The sequence below is a fragment of the Microvirga sp. GCM10011540 genome (assembly GCF_042650665.1).
GTDB lineage: Bacteria > Pseudomonadota > Alphaproteobacteria > Rhizobiales > Beijerinckiaceae > Microvirga > Microvirga lenta.
On the sequence record NZ_JBHSBQ010000123.1, the window covers coordinates 1 to 22,066 of the forward strand.

Annotated in this window: 17 protein-coding genes and 2 pseudogenes; 1 reads left to right on the top strand and 18 read right to left on the bottom strand. The window is 63.2% G+C overall.

Annotated features, from left to right (window positions below):
• Nucleotides 1-162 precede the first annotated feature (162 nt).
• Nucleotides 163-504, bottom strand: a complete 342-nt coding sequence (locus ACFOYU_RS17850) for a GNAT family N-acetyltransferase (RefSeq protein WP_377034638.1) — start codon at nucleotides 502-504, stop codon at nucleotides 163-165.
• 285 nt (nucleotides 505-789) lie between these two features.
• Between ACFOYU_RS17850 and ACFOYU_RS17855 the strand changes: the two are divergent.
• A pseudogene (locus tag ACFOYU_RS17855) lies at nucleotides 790-1,462 on the top strand (IS6 family transposase).
• A 92-nt stretch (nucleotides 1,463-1,554) separates the two neighbouring features.
• Here ACFOYU_RS17855 and ACFOYU_RS17860 read toward each other — a convergent pair.
• The 17 genes and pseudogenes from ACFOYU_RS17860 to ACFOYU_RS17940 form a co-directional block, all read right to left on the bottom strand.
• A pseudogene (locus ACFOYU_RS17860) lies at nucleotides 1,555-1,884 on the bottom strand (PilZ domain-containing protein); the annotation flags it as partial.
• A 68-nt stretch (nucleotides 1,885-1,952) separates the two neighbouring features.
• Nucleotides 1,953-2,804, bottom strand: coding sequence for a phosphogluconate dehydrogenase C-terminal domain-containing protein (locus tag ACFOYU_RS17865; RefSeq protein ID WP_377034639.1), 852 nt, complete (start codon nucleotides 2,802-2,804; stop codon nucleotides 1,953-1,955).
• Entirely contained in the window at nucleotides 2,801-4,201 is a 1,401-nt protein-coding gene (locus ACFOYU_RS17870) for a four-carbon acid sugar kinase family protein (RefSeq protein WP_377034640.1), read from the bottom strand. Before ACFOYU_RS17870 ends, ACFOYU_RS17865 begins: the two co-directional genes overlap by 4 nt.
• Nucleotides 4,198-5,463: a ribulose-bisphosphate carboxylase large subunit family protein gene (locus ACFOYU_RS17875; protein WP_377034641.1), complete on the bottom strand. Its 1,266-nt coding sequence runs from the start codon at nucleotides 5,461-5,463 to the stop codon at nucleotides 4,198-4,200. The genes ACFOYU_RS17870 and ACFOYU_RS17875 overlap by 4 nt, the downstream gene beginning before the upstream one ends.
• Nucleotides 5,464-5,873: 410 nt before the next feature.
• Nucleotides 5,874-6,590, bottom strand: coding sequence for a transcriptional regulator NanR (gene nanR, locus ACFOYU_RS17880; protein WP_377034642.1), 717 nt, complete (start codon nucleotides 6,588-6,590; stop codon nucleotides 5,874-5,876).
• Between the two features lie 137 nt (nucleotides 6,591-6,727).
• On the bottom strand, nucleotides 6,728-7,723 hold the full coding sequence (locus tag ACFOYU_RS17885) for an ABC transporter permease (protein ID WP_377034643.1): 996 nt from the start codon (nucleotides 7,721-7,723) through the stop codon (nucleotides 6,728-6,730).
• A complete protein-coding gene (locus ACFOYU_RS17890; RefSeq protein WP_377034644.1) occupies nucleotides 7,723-10,209 on the bottom strand; it encodes an ATP-binding cassette domain-containing protein in 2,487 nt (828 codons plus the stop codon). Before ACFOYU_RS17890 ends, ACFOYU_RS17885 begins: the two co-directional genes overlap by 1 nt.
• A 94-nt stretch (nucleotides 10,210-10,303) precedes the next feature.
• Nucleotides 10,304-11,332 carry an ABC transporter substrate-binding protein gene (locus tag ACFOYU_RS17895; protein ID WP_377034645.1) on the bottom strand — a complete coding sequence of 343 codons (1,029 nt, stop codon included), beginning with the start codon at nucleotides 11,330-11,332 and terminating at the stop codon, nucleotides 10,304-10,306.
• A 236-nt stretch (nucleotides 11,333-11,568) separates the two neighbouring features.
• Nucleotides 11,569-12,609, bottom strand: a complete 1,041-nt coding sequence (locus ACFOYU_RS17900) for a Gfo/Idh/MocA family protein (protein WP_377034646.1) — start codon at nucleotides 12,607-12,609, stop codon at nucleotides 11,569-11,571.
• Complete coding sequence (locus ACFOYU_RS17905; RefSeq protein ID WP_377034647.1) at nucleotides 12,606-13,586, bottom strand: ABC transporter permease; 981 nt, start codon at nucleotides 13,584-13,586, stop codon at nucleotides 12,606-12,608. The genes ACFOYU_RS17900 and ACFOYU_RS17905 overlap by 4 nt, the downstream gene beginning before the upstream one ends.
• Nucleotides 13,583-15,097, bottom strand: a complete 1,515-nt coding sequence (locus tag ACFOYU_RS17910) for a sugar ABC transporter ATP-binding protein (protein ID WP_377034648.1) — start codon at nucleotides 15,095-15,097, stop codon at nucleotides 13,583-13,585. The genes ACFOYU_RS17905 and ACFOYU_RS17910 overlap by 4 nt, the downstream gene beginning before the upstream one ends.
• Nucleotides 15,098-15,132: 35 nt before the next feature.
• Nucleotides 15,133-16,170, bottom strand: coding sequence for an ABC transporter permease (locus ACFOYU_RS17915; protein ID WP_377034649.1), 1,038 nt, complete (start codon nucleotides 16,168-16,170; stop codon nucleotides 15,133-15,135).
• 67 nt (nucleotides 16,171-16,237) lie between these two features.
• A complete protein-coding gene (locus ACFOYU_RS17920) occupies nucleotides 16,238-17,242 on the bottom strand; it encodes a sugar ABC transporter substrate-binding protein (protein WP_377034650.1) in 1,005 nt (334 codons plus the stop codon).
• A 45-nt stretch (nucleotides 17,243-17,287) separates the two neighbouring features.
• Nucleotides 17,288-19,063, bottom strand: coding sequence for a hypothetical protein (locus tag ACFOYU_RS17925; RefSeq protein WP_377034651.1), 1,776 nt, complete (start codon nucleotides 19,061-19,063; stop codon nucleotides 17,288-17,290).
• Between the two features lie 121 nt (nucleotides 19,064-19,184).
• Complete coding sequence (locus tag ACFOYU_RS17930) at nucleotides 19,185-20,459, bottom strand: TRAP transporter large permease (RefSeq protein WP_377034652.1); 1,275 nt, start codon at nucleotides 20,457-20,459, stop codon at nucleotides 19,185-19,187.
• 2 nt (nucleotides 20,460-20,461) lie between these two features.
• Nucleotides 20,462-20,962, bottom strand: a complete 501-nt coding sequence (locus ACFOYU_RS17935; protein ID WP_377034653.1) for a TRAP transporter small permease — start codon at nucleotides 20,960-20,962, stop codon at nucleotides 20,462-20,464.
• Nucleotides 20,963-21,034: 72 nt separating this feature from the next.
• Nucleotides 21,035-22,000: a TRAP transporter substrate-binding protein gene (locus ACFOYU_RS17940; RefSeq protein WP_377034654.1), complete on the bottom strand. Its 966-nt coding sequence runs from the start codon at nucleotides 21,998-22,000 to the stop codon at nucleotides 21,035-21,037.
• Nucleotides 22,001-22,066: the final 66 nt, after the last annotated feature.

The window sequence follows — 22,066 nt, forward strand, 5'->3', positions numbered from 1 at the left end:
AAACAGAACGGGAGGGCTGGAGCCGCGAGGTCTCCGGCCCTCGGCTTTAGAGAGGTCGCAGCCTCGAACCGAACGAGCACGTGCTCAGCAAATGAGACATGTCAGAGGAGTTGATACAGAGCCAGTGCGTGCACTTGCCGTTGGCAGGGCGGTGCGAAATTGCTAGAGCGCCGGTTCCATGATGATGGTCCGATCGTCTCCATGACAGCTGTCACGAACGGCCTCGAAGCCCAACTTGGCATAGAAGCCTTCGGCCGTGACGGATGAAGGAACCACCAGCGTGGTGTTCCCCTTCTCTCGGGCCAGACGGTCGAGCTCCCGCATCAACGCCGCCCCGATCCCTCTTCGCTGGCAGTCAGGTGCCACGAACACGGTTCGCACAACCTTGCCGTCCAGGCTGGCTGTCCCGACAATCCTGGATCCCTCGACGGCCACAAAGACATCACGCCGAGCCATGAAGATGGCAATGCCAGCAGGGGAGAAGCACTCGGCCACTAATGCCACGGGAGCGGGTAGCCTGCCGGTTGGCATTGGCGTCATAGGCTTTGTCGCAACTCGGCGTTAGGGCAAGCCGATCTCCTCGAGAATCCGGACCACTCGGAAACCGCGGCCTTCTCCGCAGACGGTGATCATGGCGTGGCCTCGCGCGGGGCGTAAGTCAGAAGGACCGTGCCACTAGCGAAGGCGCGGTGGTTCGTCAGGGTTAAGTCGAGCGTTCGGGAGGGAACTGCCGCAAACCGTTCAGTAACTGAGTTCGGTCTACGCCTCCGGCCAGCTCCGGAGGTTTAGATGTTCAAAGGCCGCCATTTCGATCGCTCGGTGATCCTGCTGTGTGTCCGGCGGTATCTCGCTCACGTCCTGAGCCTCCGGAACTTAGAAGGGATGGTAGCCGAGCGCGGCATCTCCGTTGATCACACGACCATTCACAGATGGGTTGTCCGGTATTCACCCGAGTTGCTGGAGCGGTTCAATCGCCGCAAGAGAGCCGTCACCAGGAGGTGGCCCATGGACGAGACGTACATCAAAGTCCGCGGGCGTTGGATGTATCTCTATCGCGCGGTCGACAGCAAAGGCGATACGGTCGAGTTCTGGTTCAGCGAGAAGCGCAATCTCGCTGCGGCCAAGCGGTTCTTACGCAAGGCCCTTAAGCGACACGGTCGGCCGGAGCGAGTTGTCATTGACGGCAGCCAGACCGATCGCGAAGCGATCCTAGCCTGCGATACCATAGACCGGCTCCAAGACAGATCGAGACGTCAGTTGAAGCCGATCCGGATCCGGCAAAGTGCCTATCTGGATAATCGCATCGAGCAGAATCACCGCGCGATCAAGTGGCGGATCAGGCCCATGCTCGGGTGAACCTGATTGGAGTTGAGATGGTTCACATGATGCGGAAGGACAGGCGAAGTATGCCCGCAGTCCGCAGCCTTCACTGGCAAAGCAGTTCGATCTGCTTGCTGCCTGAACCTGTGACGGAGCGTCGGCCGTTTCCGCGTCCCTGCTCCAAATTTGCGACGCAACCGTCCAGTTTCCAGGGATCAGGTCATGACCCAGTTCCGGGATCTCCAGTTCGAACTTACCGCCAAGGTTGGCTGGTTCGGGAAACCAGATGCGGGCTCCGGATTCTGAAAGGTCGCGGATCGTACAGGAGAACTGCGTCGCGTCGGGAGTGGACCTGATGCGCCCCTCGAGGATTGACGGAAAGCGCTTGCTCAAGCGTCGGTCGATCATTCGGTGCTCAGACGGCCGCGCCTTCCTCACCTGGCGCGATGCGACTGGTGTTGCCTTCCTGGGCTGATGTGTACTCGCGTGACAGCCGCGCCCGCGGCAGCTTTGCCTCCTCGGCGCCAAGTTGACAGTACCCGTGCAGGCGCTTGAGGAGTGCATATTGCCCCAGCGTGTGACATCATACGCTGGGACCCTTATCCAGCAACAAGGCGATCGCAATTGGGCCGTCAGGCTGCCTTGGGAGGATTGCAGATTTCCGTGACAGACTTCTTGACTGCCGTCGGATCAAAGATGCGTTCCAGCCATCCTTCGCGGAAGATCTGCGGCCGTGCCTGATCGATTGCATAAAGGGCGCCATCCGAGAACTTGCCTTCCGGAAAGGCCTCAAAGGCAATGGCAAGTTCGATGTTGAGGTGTCCCAGCATGAAATCCACGGCAGCTTGCCGCGGAACCCCACGACGGACCGCTTCATCTGTTGCCTCGCGCAGTGCAAGGCACAAGGTTGCTCCGATTGTCTCCGACAGCGCCGGTTCCATGATAGCGATGTGCTCGACGGTGCAACGATGCGAACGCATCACCGGCTTGTATATGGCCCGCGCGATGTCCTCGCACAGCGCATAGTGCTCCTCGGGCCCCTGCATGAGAGCGCAAACGATATGCTGCTTGGCCTTGACGCCCCCAAAGAAGTCGCTCCTCGCAGCAGGATCGGTCTCATCGTTGAAGATCGGCGGGTGGCAGGGGTGGGTTACGAAATACGTCACATCCGTGCGGTTCGGCAACTCGCCCGCGTAAGGAGCAGCCGCATCAAGCATGATAATCGCCGTGTTTGGCTTCACAACATCGATGAAGCTGTGCGCGATCTTGCCAATCAGACGGTCCGGAACAGCCATGATGACCACGTCGGCCTCGCCGAGAGCAACATCAGGGTCCACGCAATCCGCACCGACGATGGTCTTCAGGCGCTGGCGACCTTCTTCGGAGACCTCCACATGGAAAACCTCATAAGGCGAGCCCTTAAGGTTGGAGGCGAGGCGCACTCCCATCTTTCCGCCGGCGCCAAGCAGTGCAATCTTCGTCATGTGCGTGATCCTCCATCGTGATTGGGAGCGCCACCCCGTTTTACGGCGCAAAAGAAATCGGGACCCCCGACCTGGCCGCCCTTAAGCGTGATCTCGAGCCCCTCATGAGCGGCATCCTCGGAATGAGCGCGGCAGAGGGGTGAGCCTGGAGCGATCGGAGCAAGAGCAGTGAGAGCAAATATGCCGAGCGCAAGGCTGGCATGCCCCGACGTGTCGCCTCCGGCAATTACGGCGCGCGTCACACGGCTTTCGCGCAACGCCGTATCCAGCAGGCGCCCGAGGCCGTTGCCGATCCGGTCGTTGGCGGCGCCGGCCGGGACACCGCTTGCAGCGATGGCACGGGTCAGATCGGCAACAGCGGGATCGTCAGGTCCTCGTGCCGTGTAAACCAGCGGATCCTTACCTTCGCCAAGCAAACACAGCGCCTGCTCGGTTGCCCGCCCGATCTCTCGCCGCCATTCGCGAGCATCGACGGCAAGAGTTGCATCAATCGGCAGCGCCGCAAATCCGTTGGCTTCAGCGTATGCGATTTGCCCGGCAGTGATGGGAGAGCACGAGCCTGACACGGCGATGATGCGTTCCACAGGCTGAGCCTGAAATGCCGGCACTTCATTCGGAAGCAAACCGCTTCGTCGCCAGTGAGCGACGAGCGCATATTCGACGCCTTGCGATCCGACGGCCAGCAACCGTTCCCCGCGATGCTCCCATACGAGACGGCCGGCTTCAGCAAGCGTCTCCTCGTCGAGAACGTCCAGGGTAACGATCTCAGCGCCCTTCCCTGCTAATGCTGCAAGCCGCTCATCCGACTGTCCCTGCTTCATTGAAACGAAATCGACGAGGCCGCTCGCCTTATCCGTCTGTCGGGCGAGATGGCGCAGCACATCCGCCTCGTTCATAGGTGTCACAGGATGGCGCGCCATGACCGGATGCCGATCCAGGCGGTAGCCCTCCCCCGCTATGGCTGCGAAGAGATTGCCGAAAGCTTGGTAGCGGGATAATGCCGGGGCGCCTACAATGAGAGGATGCCAGGCGCCGCCGAGAATGGGCGCGGCGAGTTCGATGGCTTTACCGATTGAACCAACCTGGGGCGCAGAATCGAACGTCGAGCAGATCTTGTAATGCGCGATTGGTGCTTCGAGTTTTGCAAGCGCGTGAAAGATTGGCGGTAGATGCTCTTCCATCCAGGTAGAACTCTGCGACCGGGAGATCCCGGCCACACCGATGGCACGATATCCTTGAAAGCCTGCAAGCTGTGCGGGTGTCGGCACATCGAGGAACATCACCGTCGGCAGCCCTGCGAAGGTCATTACCTCCATCACTGCCGACGAGCCGGTATAGTCGTCACCATAATAGGTGAGCAGCAGGCCGTCTGGGAGGTTTTGACCCGGCCCGTTCATGCCGCGTAGGCCTCCAACGCCCTAGCAAGAGCAGGACGCTCCTTCGCGTACTCGGCCAACGGCACGCGTGCTGTTGCCGCCTCCCAAGCCTCGCACAAACTTGCCACGCCTGCGGCTGGTCCATCCGGATGGGCCATGATTCCGCCGCCTGCCGCGAAGATGAGATCGGTCGTGCGAAGCGCGGCAAACGTCTCCGGTGCTTGCTTGGCTGATTGCCCTGAGGAGAAGACCGGCATGGCAATGCAGGGCTTTTCCGCGAACATCGGTGTCAGACAAGCCCTCGCCGAGGCGATGACGCTCTCATCGTCCTCGCAGAACTTGTTGCTGAGACCGTTGACGTGCATGTGGTCAGCACCAGCCAAGCGCCAGAGCTTCTGCCAGGCCACATACGACCAGCCGAGCATCGGCTCCCGTGAGAGATAGCCCCAGCCATTGCGATGGGCGTGGATGGGCAGCTCCGAGAAGCGTCCGAGCTCGATCATACCTACAAGACCAACCGAGTTGAGGCTCGCCATGATGCATGTACCGCCCAGGTCACGGGCGAGATCATGGCGGCGTCGCATCTGATCGAGCTCGCCCGTGAGGTTGAACGCGAACATGACCTTCTTGCCCGTGCGGTCCGCATGATCATTGATGACGCGCATGACCGCGCGGGCTCTCTCGTCGAATGGGCAATGTGGCCCATCGGACTGCAATTCGTCATCCTTGATGAAGTCGATCCCGGCCTCGCATAAGGTCTTTACCAGGGCCGCCGTCTCCTTGGGCCCAAATCCGACGCTCGGTTTGACGATGGTGCCGATGATCGGCCGTCCTTCAACGCCAGAGAGCTTACGCGTACCGGCGATGCCAAATTTCGGGCCGGGATAAGCATCGGCGAAAGTCGTTGGAAGACGTATATCAAGAAGCCGCAGCCCGGAGAATTGCTTCAGTTCGAAGAGATTGCCCGCAACGGTGGCGACAAGATTCGGCAAGGACGGGCCGAAGTTGGCCATTGGCCACGACAGAGTCACGTGTGCCCGTCGATAGGTTGCTTCCTGGCCCTTCGGACAACCGGCACCGGGCAAGGAGGGTAGATTCACCTCCTCGACGACCTCGAGCGTTTCGATGCGTGCCGCCGAGCGCTCCTTGAGTTCGGGTGTTTCTCCCGGAATGGGAACGAAAGTGCCGCTCGATTGCTCGCCCGCCATGGCCTCGGCAGCCTGACGGGGATCGTAGGCGGTCTCGATGAGATAATCGGCCTCGATGCGGGTCGGCTCTGTCACTGCATTCCTCCTGCGCTGTTCCAGAAGCGATTATCGAGCCGTGCCAAGCCAGGCTCCGACGGCAAAAATCGGTATCATCCTAGTACGGTGGGCGGAGGGGATGAGATCCCAGGATCCCGCCTTGTAGATTCCGGAATGGCCCAGGCTTTCATGTGGTCTCCCAGTAAAATGGCTTTTCACTCGGACATCTCCTCCGAACAATTTCTGTTCTCATCAATCTCATATAGTGATTATACCAGTGAGAGAAAAGCAACTGATTATTTCCGGGGCTGGAGGTTAGTCAGTGCAAATGGCAGGAGATGCCAGTCAGCTATCGTTCAAGCGGTTTGTTCTGTCAGAGATCTCCTAAGGGCAAACCACTTCAAGTGAGCACAGGCGTCCGTGCCACAGGCCTATTCCTCATCCTCCAGTCAGTGCTCGGGCTGAGTCATGGCAAGGACGGAGTACAAGGCGTTGGCGCGGGTCAGGTGGTCGGACATGGCCTTGGCCGCCGCTTCGGCATCACCGGCCGCAATGGCCTTATAGATGCGCTCGTGCTCTTCCAGCGTCAGACGTTCGGCGCCTCGGGCGGAAACGAGCTCGCGCTTGAAGCGGCTGAGCCAGTCCAGCATGCCCTGGCTGATCGCCGCAATGAGGAGGTTGCTGGACATGGAGGCGATCTGCCGGTGAAAAGCCATGTCGGCTGCCACGAACCGTGCGGCATCCCCGCGCGCTTCCTGACAGGCGATGAGCGACCTTCGCAGTTGCTCCAAGCTGTCGCGGGTGGCTCGCTGGGTGGCAACACGCGCCAGACCGACCTCGAAGAAGATGCGGGCCTCCTTAAGATCATTTAGCCCGCGGGGGTTGCTCGACAGGAGCTGGAGCATTGCCCCCGTGATCTGATCGATGATGGTCTCAGGTGTGGGCAGGATCACCCGGGCCCGTTCGCCATGATTGATCCGGATGAGGCCCATCTGCTGGAGCGTCTGCATGGCCTCGCGTATGGCCGGGCGCCCTACTCCAAACCGTGCCATCAGCTCCCGCTCCGAGGGCAACTGCGTCCCCGGTTCATACTCCCCGGCCTCAATGGCGCCGATCAGGCGATCGAGCACTTCATGAGACAGCTTGCGGCGAACAATGGCTTCCATCTTGAGACCTGAATACCTTCAACTCTAAAACAGCGCCCAACCTGGGCGGGGCGCTACACTTTCAATAATCGGCTCCCGCTCTATCATCGAGACGCTGTACTGCAACACATATCATATCAGAACAGCGCCCCCGCCTTCTACTGCGACCCGGCCGCCGCCCGCGCGTCTGGACCGGTCCGTGAAATCCGCCGGAGGACCGGACGGCCCGCCAGGGCCAGAACCCCGATGATGACGACGCCCTGAACGATGTCCTGCGTCCCCGGCGGCAGGCCGGCAATCTGCATGGTGGTGACGATGAGGACGAGCAGGATGCACCCGAAGAGGGTTCCGACCGCCGTCGAGCTGCCGCCGAAGATGAGCGAGCCCCCGAGCACGACGGCGCCCACGGACTGGAGCAGGTAGGGAGCGCCCATCTCCAGGAAGGCGCCGCCCACATAGGCGCTGAGCAGGGCCCCGTCGAGGGCCGCCAGCACGGAGCTGATCACGAAGGCCGTCGCCGTCACCCGCCCGGTCCTCACGCCGGCCAGACGCGCTGCCCTGGCATTCTGCCCCGTCGCCGAGAGGCTGCGCCCATACGCGAGCTTCCCCAGGACAAAGCTCGATAGGGACACGGCCGCCAGCGCGATGAGGAACATCACCGGCACGCCGCCGACCTTGCCGCCCGCCACGAAGGCCAGCGCCGGGCTCGCCACGGCGCCCGCGATGGAGCGGTTCGCGATCAAGGTCGTGGTCGCAAGCACGTAGCCGGTCGCCAGCGTCGCGATCATGGCCGGGATGCGGAAGAGCACGACCAGAGCGGCGTTCGTCAGTCCGACCGCAAGCCCGATCCCGAGAACCGCCAGCAACCCCAAGCCGATGCGGCCGTCGCTGCCGCCGATGACGATGAGGCCGACGAAGGCGCTGAGCGCAATGACGCTCGCAATGGACAGGTCGATGTTGCCCCGTCCGGTTGTGACCACGAACATCTGCCCCAAGGCCGCCAGCACGAGAAAGGAGGCCGAGGTGGCGACACCGGACAAGGAGTGCAGACTGACCCGGTCCGTGAGGACGCTCAGGATGGCCCAGAGGATCAGGACCCCGATCAGCGACCAGACCCAGCGGTTGCGGGCCGTCCAAGGAGAGAAACTGTGCATCAGGCATCCTCCCGTCGGCCCACCGCCATGCGGAGAACGAGAATGAGAAGGAGCAGGCCTCCCTGGACGGCGGCATTGTAATCGGTGCTGACGCCGAGCGCACCCAGGAGAGCCCCGATCAGGGACAGCGTGAGGGAACCCACGACGACCCCGATGGGAGAGATAATGCCTCCAAGCAGTGCGCAGCCCCCCATGACCACGGCCGCGACGCTCAGGAGCGTGAAGGGCCCGCCCGAATTGATGTCGCTGGCGGTGTTGATGGCCGTGAGGGACAGGCCGGCGACGAGCGCGAAGGCCCCTGCGATGAGGTAGCGGATCACGGAATAGCGCAGCACCGACCACCCGCCGCGCTCGAGGGCGCCTGCATTGCTGCCGAAGCCGCGCAGCACGACGCCGAGGGGAGATCTGTCGATCAGCACCGCGGCCGCGCCCGCGAGAGCGATGAGAACGATGGTCGTTGGCACACCGGGGATCTGCCAGGTGAAGAGTGGCGACAGCCATTCCGGGCTGCTTCCACCCGGGGTCGGCTGCAGAGAGTAGCCGATGCCGACCCAGATGAAGGACGCCCCGAGGGTCACGACGATGGACGGGATCTTGCGGGCGTGAATGATCGCAGCGATGAGCCCGTAGGAGATCCAGGCCAGAAAAAGCGCCCCGGCTCCCACCAGGGGAGTGTCAACCAGCAGCGTCGCGCTGATCACATTCGCAACCCCGGCGAAGGCCCCTGCCCCAAGATCGATCTCGCTGCCGCCGACAATGAACATTTGGGCAAGAGCAATCAGGGTCAGGGCGACGGCCGAGCCGAGCAGCAGGTCTAGGCCGAAGGCCGACAGAACCATGGGGTTGGCCCAGGCCATGGCACCCAGGACCGCAATGAGGCTGACGAAGGGCATCATGCTGACCAGGCGGCGGCCAAGCGGGTTGTCCCGCACGGGGTTCGGCGCGGCTCCGGCACCCTCACGGGGGGCGGCCTGCAGGAACGAGGAGTTGACGATCGCCTCCTCGGAGATCTCCTCTCCGACAAGCTCGCGCACGATCCGCCCGTTGCTGAAAACCAGCACCCGGTCGCATTCCAGGAACTCGGTATCTTCGGTGGAATGCCAGACGACCAGGCGCCCTGCCATAGCGACATCGGCCACCACGCCGTAGAACTCGGCCTTCGCGCTCACATCGACGCCCCGGGTCGGGTCATCGAGGAGGACCACCTCGCCGTCTCCGGCAAGCGCACGTGCCACCAAAGCCTTCTGCTGGTTGCCTCCGCTCAGTTCTAGAATGTTCGATTGAAGGCGCGAGGGGTCGAGCCGCAGCCGCTCGATGGTCGGCGCCGCCGCGGCCAGCTCTGCCTTGGACGATATGGGGCTGATGTCCGGCCGGCCCGCGATGCGGCCGATCCCAATGTTTTCCAAAACAGTCCAGAGCGGGAACACCCCTTCCCGCTGGCGATCCCCGGACACGAAGCTGACCGGCGCAAGGCAGGCCACGTCCTCCAACGCGCCAGATCTGAAGAGCCGATGTAGCATGTCTCGCTGGCCATTACCCTCCAGGCCTGCGAGGCCCACGATCTCGCCGGACCGGAGCTCGACCGGATGCCCCAGCGGGGCAACCGCCTCCCCGGCGAGGCGGACCAAAACACGCCCCGCGCCAGAGGACCGGGCTGCATGATGCTGCCGCCCGGCTCTCAAGGACACTCCTGCCTCCCCACCCATGGCCTCGACGAGGCGTTCAACGGAGGCTGTCCCCGCCGATCCCGCCCAGGCCAGATGCCCGTTGCGGAGCGCCACGATCCGGGTGGTGACCTCAAGGATTTCCTTGAGTTTATGGCTGATGAAGATGAAGGCGACGCCCTGGGCGGCCCTGGCCTTGACGAAGGAGCGCAGCTGCCAGCTGCGCTCGGGATCGAGGGAGGATGTCGGCTCGTCGAGGACCAGCAGCTTGAGGTCGGGATCGCTTGCCGCCCGCGCGATCTCGACCATCTGCCGCTGGCCGATCGGCAGGAGCCCCACTTCCGCATCCGCATCGATGCCATGGCCGGGGAACACGGCGTCCAGCCACTGACCGGCAAGAGCGCGGTAGGTCGTGCGCCAGCCTGGCCAGGCGTTTCCCGCATCGGGCCGTTCCAGAAAGAAGTTCTCCGCCACCGTGAGGTTGTCGCACAGCGACAGTTCCTGGTGCACGATGCGGATGCCGGCCGCCTGGGCCTCGCCCGGACCGTAATCGTTCCAGCTCCGGACCTTTCCGCCGATGGCGAGGCTCCCCTCGTCCGGAGCCGTGACGCCGCTCAGAACACGCATCAGGGTGCTTTTGCCCGCACCGTTGCCGCCGACGAGGCCGATGATCTCCCCGGGCCCGACCGTCAGATCGACGGCTAGGTTCGCGATGGTGGGACCATAGGCCTTGGTGACGCCGCGAAGCGCAATGACCGGCTCCGCCCCGGCAGGCGGTGCTTTTGCCCGCGACAATGGCACCACGTTCATCGCAGCTGTCATCCGCAAACTTTCGCGCTCCACGGCAGGGCTGCCCGGCCGCTTGGGCCGGGCAGGATCGCTTCAGGGGCGCATCGAAGCGCCGCCGGCCGGTGCATCATTTCTTGATGAGGTTCTGGTCGACCCACTGCTCGCTGTAGCTTGGGCTGACGATGATACCCGGCTTGATCTCGGCGAATTCCTTCAGGTTTTCCTGGGTCACCGTTGCGACCGGCATCACGAGATCCTTCGGAACCTCCGCGCCCTTGGCGATCTTGTAGCTGAGCCAGAAGGCCGCGCCGCCGATGCCCGGCGTCGTGTTCATGGACACGGTAGAATAGCCGTTCTTCTCGTTCTGCTTTCTCCACCAGAGGATGAAGTTGGAGCTGCCGCCGCCTTCGATGATCGGCATCTTGTTGGCATAATCGCCGCCATACTGCTCGAAGGCCTGGGCGATGCCGATGTCGTCGCTGCCACCCTGGGCGAGCACCGCATCCACCTTCGGCAGGCTCGGGAGGACGTTGGCGATGGCCGCTTGCGCGACGGAGGCTGTGGCCTGGCCGTAGACGGTGGCGACCACCTTCACGTCGGGATACTTCTTGAGCACCTCTTCCTGGGCCGAATGCATCAGGTTGTCCGGCGCGGAGCCTTTCACGCCGCGCACGACGATGATGTTGCCCTTGCCGTTGAGGCGCTTCATCACCTGCTCGGCCTGCTCCTTCTTGTAGCCCGTGAAGTCGAAGGTCAGCCGGTAGGCGCAGGGAGCCGAGGCCACGGAATCGAAGGAGATGACCTTGATCCCGGCCTTGCACGCCTTGTCGATAACGCTGTTGAGGGCGGTCTCCGAGGCCGCGTTGATAGCGATGGCATCCACCTTCTTGAGGATGAGGTCGGCCAGCTGGCTCGTCTGCTGGTTTACGCTGTTGTCGCCGTTCAGGACGATATAGTCGGCGATCTTGCCCTCATCCTTGGCCTGCTTGGCGGCCGCCTCGAAGGATTCCACCATCTGCTGGCGCCAGGTATTGCCGTAGTAGGAATTGGACAGGGCGATCACGGGCTTCTCAGGCGACGCGCAGGCCGGGGCTGCCGCCAGAACGGCAGCGAGCGCCGAGCCGAGAATCCAAGGGGTCTTTGCAGGCTGCATCATCGGGTTCCTCCTTGTGGAATGATCGGCCGATTTGCTCGGGCTCTTGTCGCTGCAGCAGCGGGTGCTGCAAGCTGGCTTTTCCACACGGAGATTAGATCATCATACCAGTTTGGCAAGCTGGAAAGATGGTAGTTCACTGACAGATTCTTGGAAGATCCTTGTGAAACTCAAGGGAACCCAGGGGAAGCTTTGGTGGATACATGGAGGAACCTACCGCTTCGCAGCTTCCAGGTCCCTCATGCCTTCCACTTGATCCATCGCTTCGGCTGTCCCTTGCGGCGCTCGGCATCCGCATAGGCGGCGTGAACGAGCTCGACCACCTTGAGGTTATCCTCACCCGAGGTCTCGGCCGGGCGACCGGCCAGGTAGGACTCTACCCAGTGCTTCTGCAGGGCAACGACGCTGTCCTGAATTATGTCGAGGGGAAGCCTCGACCAGGGCCAGGCTTGGGGCGGCACGTGGCGGGTGGCGATCCTGTCGCCTTGGATCAGGTGAAGGCGGTAGTCGGCCTCCAGGGCAATCGTCCCTTCCGTTCCCTCAAGGGTTACGAGGGTCTGCGGCCAGGGATCGGGCACCTGATGGGTCGCATAGCTGCAATCCACGACGCTCGTGCGCCCTCCTCCATGGTCGAGAACCATGGTGGCCACATCCTCGCCGCGGATCTTCGGGTTCACGCGCTTCGTCCAGCAGGAGACGTCGCCGGCATCGCCCATGAAGCAGCGGGCGAGATCGAGGAGATGGATTCCGAGATCGAGGATGATGAAGCGTTCTTCCGTGGCGAGATAGGGCTGGTTCGCGAACACGTCGTAGGGTGTGCGGAACGAGATGCGGGCAAAGAAGGGCTCGCCGATGGCGCCCCCGCGCAGGAGGCCGGCCACCTCGCGCATGGGGCGCTGGAACCTGAAGTTCTCGTGCACGGTGAAGGAGACGCCGGCCCTGCGGCAGGCATCGACCATGGCGCGGGCATCCTCAAGAGTCTCCGCCATCGGCTTCTGACAGATCACGGCCAGTCCGGCTCGCGCCACCTGCTCCACGATGGCGCGGTGGCTCGGCGGAGTTGTCGCCACATCGACGGCATCGATGCCGCCATCAGCCAGCATCTCGGCCACGTCCGTGTAGCCGCGCTCGATCCCGTAGCGCTGCCGCGCGGCCTCCACCCGGGCAGGATCCCGGTCGCAGACGGCGGCAATCTCGGCTCCCTCGATCACGCGCCAGGCCTCGAGCTGGTTCTGGGCGAAGAACCCGAGGCCCACGACACCGATGCGAATCCTTCTCATGCGATCTCCCATGGCCTGATGAAGCGCCGCTCCAGCCGCTCGAGCATCCGGGAGCGAAGGCCGTCGACGGCGACGGCGATGAAGATGATGCCCGCCGTGACGAGGGGATAAATGTAAGGATTGGCGTTGATGATGACGAGGCCGTTGGCGGCGGTCTGGATGAGGAGCGCTCCAAAGAGTGCGCCCTTCACGCCGCCGCGCCCGCCGAAGAGGCTCGTGCCGCCCAGCACCGCGGCCGCGATGGCCGAGAACTCGGCCTGCAGGCCGTAGCTTGCGGTGATCGCGCCGATCTGCGTGGACGAGACGAAGCCGGCCGTGCCTGCGAGCGCGCCTGATATGACGAAGCAGAAGAACACGATGCGTCTGGCCGGGAGGCCGGCCTTCGCGGCTGCGTCCCTGTCCTGGCCCACCGCATAGACCTGCCGGCCGAACGGGGTCTGCTGCAGCAACGCCCAGGCGATCGCGAACACCACCGCGACAGCCACGATGGCCGAGGGGATGCCGAAGACGGTGGCGCGGTTGAGCGACGTGATCGCGTCCGGGAAATAGACGCTTGCGGTGTTCGACACCGACATGGCGATGCCGCGCCCGATGAACAGGGTTCCGAGCGTTGCAATGAACGACGTGATCCCGAGATAGGCCACGAGCACACCGTTGACCGCCCCCAGCAGGGCGGACGCGATCAGCACCACCAGCAGGCCTATGGGCCACGGCACGCCGCCGAGATAGAGGCCGAGAATGCACCCGGTCAGATACATGACGGCACCCACCGATAGGTCGATCTCGGCGGTGAGCAGCACGAAGGTCATGCCGATGGCAAGGATCGCCACGGGCGCCGCCTGGATGACGATGTTGGTGAAATTCGCCAGGCTCAGGAAGCGGTCCGACAAGAAGCCGAACACCAGCAGGATGGCGAGGAACAGCAGGTAGGGCGCCGCCTGCAAGAGCAGGATAGTTATCCGGTTGCGACTGTTCATGCGGTGGCCTCGCGCTTGGGTCCCACCGGCGCCATGGCGGCGGCCAGAATCGCCTCGCGGTCGAACCGGCTGCGCTCGAAGCTTCCCGTGATCTCGCCCTTGTTGATGGTCAGGATCCGGTCGGACAGGCCCATCACCTCTTCGATCTCGGAGGAGATCAGGAACACGGCCCCGCCCTCCTCCACGAGCCGGTTGATGATCCGGTAGACCTCCTGCTTGGCGCCCACGTCGATGCCGCGGGTCGGCTCGTCCAGGATGAATACCTTGGGCCGGCGCAGGAGCCATTTGGCGATCACCACCTTCTGCTGGTTGCCGCCCGACAGATGCTTGGCGAGGGTGTCTTGCACCCGGTCCGTGGACAGGTGGACCATGCGGGCCAACTCGCTCGCTATCGTGTTCAGCGCCTTCCCGCCGATAAACCCGGGACCGATCCTGAAGCGCTTGAGGAAGGTCAGGCCGATATTGTCGACGATGGAGGCGTCCATCAGCAGCCCTTCGTTGCGCCGGTCCTCGGTCAGGAACGCAAGACCCGCCGCCATGGAGGCCTTAGGCGTCGGGCGCATGAGCCGCGTGCCGGCCACCTCGATGGTGCCCGACTCCATCGGGTCGAGGCCGAAGATGAGGCGGGCGAGCTCGGACCGGCCCGATCCCATCAGGCCCGACAGCCCGACCACCTCGCCGGCGCGGATATCGAAGGAGATGCTGTTGGCGACGCCGCGCTGGGTGAGGTCACGCACGCGCAGGGCCACCTCCTCCCGCGGCGTGGTGCTGCGCTCGGGATAGATCGCGTCAATGGAGCGTCCGACCATCATGGAGATGATACCGGGCAGGCTCAACCGCTCCCGCAGGTCCGTGCCGACCACGGCGCCGTCGCGCAGCACCGTCACCCGTTCGCACACATGCATTACGTCCTCGAGGGCGTGGCTGATGAAAATGATGCCGACGCCCCGGCTTTTGAGCCTGTTGATGATGGCGAACAGCCGCTCGACCTCCCGGCGCGTCAGGGAGGTGGTGGGCTCGTCGAGGATCATCACCTTGGCATCCGCGTGCAGCGCCTTGGCGATCTCCACCAGTTGCCGCTCACCCTGGGCGAGGTTGCCGACAAGCCGCGTCGGCGGAAGCTCAAGATCCACTTCAGCCAGCAGCTCGCGTGCACGCTTGCGGACCCATCCGCGATCGATGAACGGCACGCCGCCCCGCTTCGGGAAATCCGTGATGAAGAGGTTCTCCTCAATCGACAGATTCGGAAACAGGTTCAACTCCTGATGGATGAAGGCGATGCCCGCGCAGCATGCCTCCCGTGGGCTCTGCGGCGCGTAAGGCTGACCTGCCAGGGTCATCCGGCCGCCGTCGGGCTGGTGCACACCGCCGAGAATGTTCATGCTCGTGGATTTGCCGGAGCCGTTCTCGCCGACGAGGCCGAGGGCCTCGCCGGGCCAGAGCTCAAAGCTTATGCCATGAAGGACGCGGACCCCGAAAAATCTCTTGGTGATGCCGTCAACGGAGAGCAATGGCCGGCCGGATCGTTGAGTGGTGTGCACTTAGGTCACCTCACGCCGAGATAGCGGGTGCGCAGTGTATCGAGCAAGGCCGCTGCGAGAATAACGCTGCCCTTGATCACGTAGATCACGAAGAGCGACGCGCCCAAAAGCTTCAGGGTGGTGTCGATCAGCACGAGGAAGAGGACGCCGAAGACCGTCCAGATCACCTTGCCCTTGCCGCCGAAGAGGCTGGTTCCGCCGATCACGACTGCGCCGATCACATCGAGCAGGATGCGCTCGCCCAGGATCGGCGTTCCGGTCTGAAGGCGAGCGGTGTAGACAATGGATGCGAGCGCCGCGAGCATCCCGGACAGAACGAACGCTACCATAATGGTGGTGCGGACCGGCACGCCCGATACATAGGCGGTACGCGGGTTCTCGCCGACCGCATACAGCCAACGCCCGAGGATGGTATAGGCCAGAACGCCGTGGACGATCAGTGCAGCAATGACCGCGATGATTACCGCAATTGGAACGCCCGCGAGGTCGCGATCTCCGATGGAGATGAACATGTCCGGCAAGTCGTAGATGGAGGTGGTGGTGGAATGGAACGTGGTGAACCAGATCGCGCTCCCGCCGAAGAAGGTGGTGGTCGCGAGCGTCACCATGAACGCCGGCATGTTGAGCCGGGTAATGGAGAAGCCATTCAGCAATCCGATCGCGGCGCCGACCAGCAGCATCGCCGCCATTGCGGCGGGGGCTGCAAGCGGGCCCGAGAGATAGCCGTCGCTCTGCGTCATGATGGATGCGCCGACAACGCTCGTGAGGCTGATGATAGCCGTCACGGACAGGTCGATTCCCGCGATGATGAGAACGATGGTCTGGCCGAGGCACACGATCAGAAGCGGCATCATGTCGGACAGGATGTTCTGCCAGACCTCCACGGTCACGATCTCCGGCACGAAGGGGATCATGACCAGGGTGTAGAGAACGCACAGGGCGAGCACGAGATATTCCGACAGAACGACGCTCGCCGCAGCCTTCCATTTGCTGCGGCTCGCCTCGCGCTCGGCTTTGCGAGACACGGCTTGCGAGACCAACATCCAACCTCCTAGCAGCGGGAATGGGGCGCGCTGCCTGCTCGCCCCATGATCGACCAACCCGGATCAATCAACCGGCCTTTTTCTGCTTGAGGAGGGTATAGCCCCACATCTCCTCGCGCTTCTCCATCATGTTGGCCTGAGTGATGGCAAAGCCCGGATCGAGAAGAACCTTCTCCGGCTTCTTGCCCTCCTGCATCTGAATGATCGCATCGATGGCGAGCTTGGTCTCGAAGAAGAGGTTCTGCACGCCGCAGGCGTCCATGTATTTCTGCTCCATAAGTTCATAGGCGGTCGGGAAGCCGTCAAAGCCGGTGAAGATCACATGCTTTGGATCGCCGATGGGGGCCCATTTGTCGGCGGATTTCAGGGCCTGGGTGATCTGCGGGATCAGGAAGTCCGACGAGGTGAACAGGAAGTTGATGTCGGGGTTCGCCTGAAGCGCGTTGGTGAGGCCGGCGAAGGCCTTGTCGGCGTTCCACTCCGTCGGGATGCGAGCCACGACCTCGATTGTGTCGGCGAACTGGGACACCGCCTCCTGGAAGCCGTCGCGACGCTGAATCGCGTTCGGATCGCCCAGGTTGCCGATGAGGATGGCGGCCTTGAACTTGCCGCCCGCCTCCTTGGCGGTGCGGCAGGAGTGGAGCACCGCTTCGCGGGCAATGGTCTGGTTGTCAGCGACCACGGCCACCGAGTAGGCGTCCGACTCCGCGGGCGGACGGTTGAAATGGACCATGGGGATGTTGGCACGGTTGGCTGCGCGGATCGCCGGGATCACGGCCTTCGAGTCGGTCTGCACGATGATGATGCCGTCGACCTTACGGGCAATCATGGCGCGAACCTGCTCGAACTGCTTGCTGTCGTCCTTGTCCGAGATGCCTTCGAGCACGGTGTAGCCGCGCTTCTTCATCTCATCCTTGATGATCTGCATGCCGGCGACCCAGAACTCGGAGTAGAGCCCGTCGAACAGCACGGCGATGGTCTTGCCGCTTTGGGCCTGCACCAACATCGGGGTGGTGCCCGCCGCTGCGGCCATGAGAGCACCAATGGTAAACTGCCGTCTCGTCGTTTTCATGTCTTCCTCCCAGGTGCGGAACGATTGGGCTTTCGCCCTTAGCTGTCAGCCGGCCTCGGCAACCCACACCACGCCGAACCCATCGACATCAATCATGCCGCCCGTCTGCTGCGGATCGGCCATGAAACCTCCGGAGCTCAGGCGCTCCAACGACGCCCAGCGACCTTCCGGCAAAGCCAAAGCGGCCGGTGCGGCGCGGGCCTGGGTGAGAGCGAGAACTCTGCCCTCGGGTGCATGAACCAGAAGCCCCCGTGCCCGCGACTCGTGCGCCCAGGTGACGATTTCGGCCCTGCATACGGCAAGGGGCGCCAGCCGGGATACAAGGTGGCCCGACGGAGACAGGGAGCCATCCGCCTGAACCAGTCCCCTGGGACCTGCCGCCTCGAAGACTATCAGATCCTTGACAGCCGCATCGACAAAGCCCGCGATGGTGCCGAGCAGCCAGGATGAGGCCAGCACCGTATGCTGCCTTTGATCTGGCGGGGTTTCTGCCCGGCGCGCTTCCGGGCTCGTTGCATTCGGATTGAACCGCATTCCAAGCGTCAGCGGCCCGATCACGAGGTCGAGGCCCGGAGCCTTGGCCTGGGCCGTAGCCAGAATGTCCGCGAGAGGCTCGATACTCTCACCCAGGGTGTCGTCGTCCTGGGCATGAACGGTCGGGTTCGTCGTCCATGTCACATAGTCGATGCCGGACGGCAGGATCCCGCGATTGAGCTCTGTGAAGAACGCCCCCGTACCGCCTCCGATAGGCGTATCGGGCCAGAGCCCGCGCGCGAAATCGACCGCCTCCTGGGTTGCATCCCAAAGAGAGATGCCGAGGGGTTTTCGACCGGACAGAACCTTGTCGATGGCATCCAGCACCGTTGCGGGATCGGTGTGGCCCTTCAGGCGGCAGTTCAGGCGAATATTGCCGGGAAATGCGGCCAGATGCCGCCCCAGCCTGTCGGTCCACTCCGGTCTCTCGGGGTCGATCTCAAGAGCAATCGCGTGGAGGGACAATCCCGCGAGCGCCGCCGACATGGCCTTGTCTAGAAACGGCCGGGCGACCGGGAGACCTGCCGCCAGACGGGGCAGCGGGGCGGCCTTGTAGATCCGAGGCTCCGTCCCGACGCCTGCGGAGGCAGGGGGCCCAGCCTCGAAGGCAACGCGCACGCTCTGCTCGACCGTCTCGCCCGGACTGATCCGGTAGGGAAACGGCAAGGCAAGCGGGCGGCTGTAGGTCTTGTAGGAGGCGTCGGTCCAGTTGCGCTGGTCCTCCGTTTCGAACACTTCGCCTTCGAACGCGATCAGCACGCCGGTGCCCCGCGCAGTCCGGTGCGCCAAGGCAGCCATGTCCATGAAGGGCTGATGCGGAGAGATCAGTACGGGAAAGGCCGAGCGGGTGCTGCGGCCGTCTGCATGGGTGATCACAACCTCCTGACCGCGGCTGGCGGAGAGGCCATGCAGCACCACGAGGCCGGTGCGGCTCGTGAAAAATCCCCGTGAGGAGTGCACTGTTGAGTGGGCTTCAATGCCTTTGGGCGCAATGCGGAACACAACATGCCAGGAGAGATCACCGTTGGGATGATCGCCCTTCCCTGAGGCCTCTATCTCGATGCTGTCGCCGGACCGGTGGATCTGTGGGGCAGCGGAGAGCGGCAGCGTTCCCCAGTTTTCGTCCCGGGTCACGAAGGCAAGGCCGCGGAGCACAACCTCTCCGTCGAAGGTGATATCACGAAGCGCCGTGCCGGCAGGGTTCAGCTCAACGGATACGGGACCGGCCGACAGCTTGACCGGCTGACCTGCCTCCGCGGGCTCATGGCGCTGCGTCGCGAGCGGCATGCCGCTCCTCCTCCCTACCAGTTATGTGTTTTCATGAAGATGATGTCATCATACCAGTTTAGTCAACAACCCTTTTGTAGCTTGTGCAGTAGCAGCAGCCCTCTCGCGCCTCTGTTCCGGCTTAATCTTTGGCGCTGTACGGCAGCCAGGTTGCGATGCCTGGAAAGAAGATGATCAGGAGAGTCACCAGGATCAAGGCCACAATGAAGGGCAGCACGGCCTTGCTCCCGTCCAGGAGATTCGTCTTCGCAATGCCGCAGGTCACGAAGAGGCTGGCCCCGACAGGTGGAGTGATCAGCCCGATGGAGAGTCCGAGGACCGTGACGATGCCGAATTGCACCGGATCGATCTGCAGGCTCCGCACCAGGGGCCAGAGCACCGGCACCAGGATGATGATGTTGGCACCGAGATCCAGGAGCATGCCGGCGATCAGATAGACACACAGGATCAGGATCAGAACGAGATACGGATCGCGTGTGATGTCCATGATCATTTGGGCGGCGGCCTGCGGGATCTGCTCGCGGGTGACGATGAGGCCGTAGAGGGAGGCTGCTGCGATCATCAGCATGACGATGCCGGTGGTGACTGCCGTGTCCCTGATAATTCCCGGAATGTCGCGCCACGCGATGGTGCGGTAGACATAAAGGCCGACGAAGAGCGCGTAGAGCACCGCCACCACAGAAGCTTCGGTCGGTGTCGCGATCCCATAGCGGATCGAGCCGATGATCACCACGGGCATGAACAGCCCCCAGAGGCTCGCCCGCGTGGCGCGGCCGATGCTTCCAAGAGAAGGCCTCTTGCCGCGCGGATACCCGCGGCTGACGGCGAGAAGCCAGGACGTCACCATCAGGGCCAATGCCATGAGGATGCCCGGAACGACGCCTCCGATGAACAGGTCGCCCACCGACACCCCGGTCACGACGGCGAAGATGATTATCGGGATCGAGGGCGGGACCATCACGGCGATGGTCGAGGCGCTGGCCGTAACCGCGGCGGTGAATGGCGGATCGTAACCCTTCGCGATCATCGGCGGGATGAGGGCGCCGCCGGTCGAGGAGGCTTCCGCGACGGCGGATCCCGTCATGCCGCCCATCAGGGTGCCGGACGCAATGTTCGCATGTGCCAGGCCGCCCCGCAGCCAGCCGACGAGGGAATCGGCGAAATCCACGATGTCCCTCGCGATGCCGCTGCGACCCATGAGGTGCCCGGACAGCAGGAAGAAGGGAACCGCCAGCAGCACGAAGCTGTCCATGGAGGCGGTCATCTTCTGAACCACCAGCGTCACAGGCAGCCCGCCATAGAGGAGCGCAGCCAGCGACGCGAGCGCCAGCGCGAAGGAGACGGGAACGTTGACCAGGAGCAGGAGCGCAAAGCCTGTAAGCAGCACGGTCGCCATGGTCAGACCTCGGACGCAAGTGTTTGGGGAGCAACCTCCCGGCGACCTCCGCTCAGCCAGCCGACGAGGATATCGCCAGTGACTAGAAGAGCCATGGCCGAGTAGCCGGCATAGACGACGCTCATCGGCAGTTCGAGCACTGCGGACGGCTGGGAGTGGGTGATTCCGACGATCTGGAAGCTCGCAAGAAGGGTGAAGAGGCAATAGCCGAGGACCAGCACCTCCACGATGCGGCTCGTCCAGGCATCTATGGCGGGACTGTTGAGGTAGGTCACTGCATCCAGCGCGATGTGCGAGCGGTTCTTCCAGGCCACCCACGCGGAGATGTAGGAAATCCAGATGAAAAGGTAGCGCGCCAGTTCTTCCGACCACACCAGCGGGTCGTTAAAGAGGTAGCGCCAGATCACCTGCGCCGTGCAGGCGACGACCATCGCTGCGAAGAGGCCGACAAGCGCCGCCAATACCAATCGCTCGATAATGGCCCAGATGCGGGCGACACCCATTTGACATCCCCAGGAGAATGGAAGGACGCGGCACCGAGTGCCGCGTCCGGTCGAGAGGAGATACTCAGGCGATCAGTTGCCGGCGGCCCGGATCTTCTCCAACATGGCCTGATCCACGTTCTTCTGGCTCGACGCGATCTCAGCGGTGGCCGCTCGGAACGGCGCCGTATCGATGGTCTCGACCACCATGCCCTTCTTCTTCAGCTCCTCCAGTTGCTCCCTCTCAAGCCGCTGGGAGGTTTCCCGCTGATAGGCGGTGGCCTCAATGATGGCCTCGCGAAGGGCCTTCTGCTGATCGGCAGGCAGCCGGTTCCAGGCGGCCTTGCTGAACATCACTGCATGCGGCCCGTAAACGTGCCCGGTCAAGGTCAGGTACTTCTGCACCTCCCACAGGGAGTTGGTGTAGATGACCGTCACGGGGTTTTCCTGGGCGTCGATGACGCCTTGCCCCAAGCTCGTGAACACCTCGCCCCAGGCCATCGGAATGGGTGCAGCGCCGATCTGCTTGAAGGCTGCGATGTGAACCGGGTTCTGCATGGTCCGCAGCTTCAGGCCTTTGAGATCGTCCGGCGCCTTGATGGACTTCTTGGTGGTCAGGTGCCGCCAGCCGTTCTCCCACCAGGCGAGGCCGACGATACCTTTCTGGTCCATGCGCTTGAGCAGGTCCTGACCCACCTCCCCATCCAGCACCTTATAGGCATGCTGCGAGTCCTTGAACAGGAACGGCAGGTCGATCACCCCGACCTGGGGCACGAAGGCGTTGAGCGGACCTGTGGACACCACAGCCATGTCCACCGTGCCGAGCTGCAGGCCCTCCACCATCTCGCGCTCCTCGCCGAGCTGGCGGTCCGGATAGACCTCCACCTTCACCTTGCCGCCGGTCTTAGCCGCAACGAGCTCGCCGAATTTCACTAGGCCGAACTGGGTCGGGTGTCCGGCCTGGGCACCGTGGCCCGCCTTGATCACGGTTTGGGCGTGCGCCGCAGCGGAGAAGCCCACCATGGCAATAGTCGACAGCAGAAGCGCTAGACGTTTCACGGTTTCCTCCAATATTTATTGTCGTTTTCCGGCTCAGCCCGAAGCTCAAGGACTGGGCGAGACAGG

Coding starts and splice junctions, on each gene's coding strand:
- ACFOYU_RS17930 (WP_377034652.1), bottom strand. CDS start 20,459: ATGGCGACCGTGCTGCTTACAGGCTTTGCGCTCCTGCTCCTGGTCAAC.
- ACFOYU_RS17905 (WP_377034647.1), bottom strand. CDS start 13,586: ATGAACAGTCGCAACCGGATAACTATCCTGCTCTTGCAGGCGGCGCCC.
- ACFOYU_RS17890 (WP_377034644.1), bottom strand. CDS start 10,209: ATGACAGCTGCGATGAACGTGGTGCCATTGTCGCGGGCAAAAGCACCG.
- ACFOYU_RS17915 (WP_377034649.1), bottom strand. CDS start 16,170: ATGTTGGTCTCGCAAGCCGTGTCTCGCAAAGCCGAGCGCGAGGCGAGC.
- ACFOYU_RS17895 (WP_377034645.1), bottom strand. CDS start 11,332: ATGATGCAGCCTGCAAAGACCCCTTGGATTCTCGGCTCGGCGCTCGCT.
- nanR (WP_377034642.1), bottom strand. CDS start 6,590: ATGGAAGCCATTGTTCGCCGCAAGCTGTCTCATGAAGTGCTCGATCGC.
- ACFOYU_RS17900 (WP_377034646.1), bottom strand. CDS start 12,609: ATGAGAAGGATTCGCATCGGTGTCGTGGGCCTCGGGTTCTTCGCCCAG.
- ACFOYU_RS17885 (WP_377034643.1), bottom strand. CDS start 7,723: ATGCACAGTTTCTCTCCTTGGACGGCCCGCAACCGCTGGGTCTGGTCG.
- ACFOYU_RS17935 (WP_377034653.1), bottom strand. CDS start 20,962: ATGGGTGTCGCCCGCATCTGGGCCATTATCGAGCGATTGGTATTGGCG.
- ACFOYU_RS17865 (WP_377034639.1), bottom strand. CDS start 2,804: ATGACGAAGATTGCACTGCTTGGCGCCGGCGGAAAGATGGGAGTGCGC.
- ACFOYU_RS17870 (WP_377034640.1), bottom strand. CDS start 4,201: ATGAACGGGCCGGGTCAAAACCTCCCAGACGGCCTGCTGCTCACCTAT.
- ACFOYU_RS17925 (WP_377034651.1), bottom strand. CDS start 19,063: ATGCCGCTCGCGACGCAGCGCCATGAGCCCGCGGAGGCAGGTCAGCCG.
- ACFOYU_RS17920 (WP_377034650.1), bottom strand. CDS start 17,242: ATGAAAACGACGAGACGGCAGTTTACCATTGGTGCTCTCATGGCCGCA.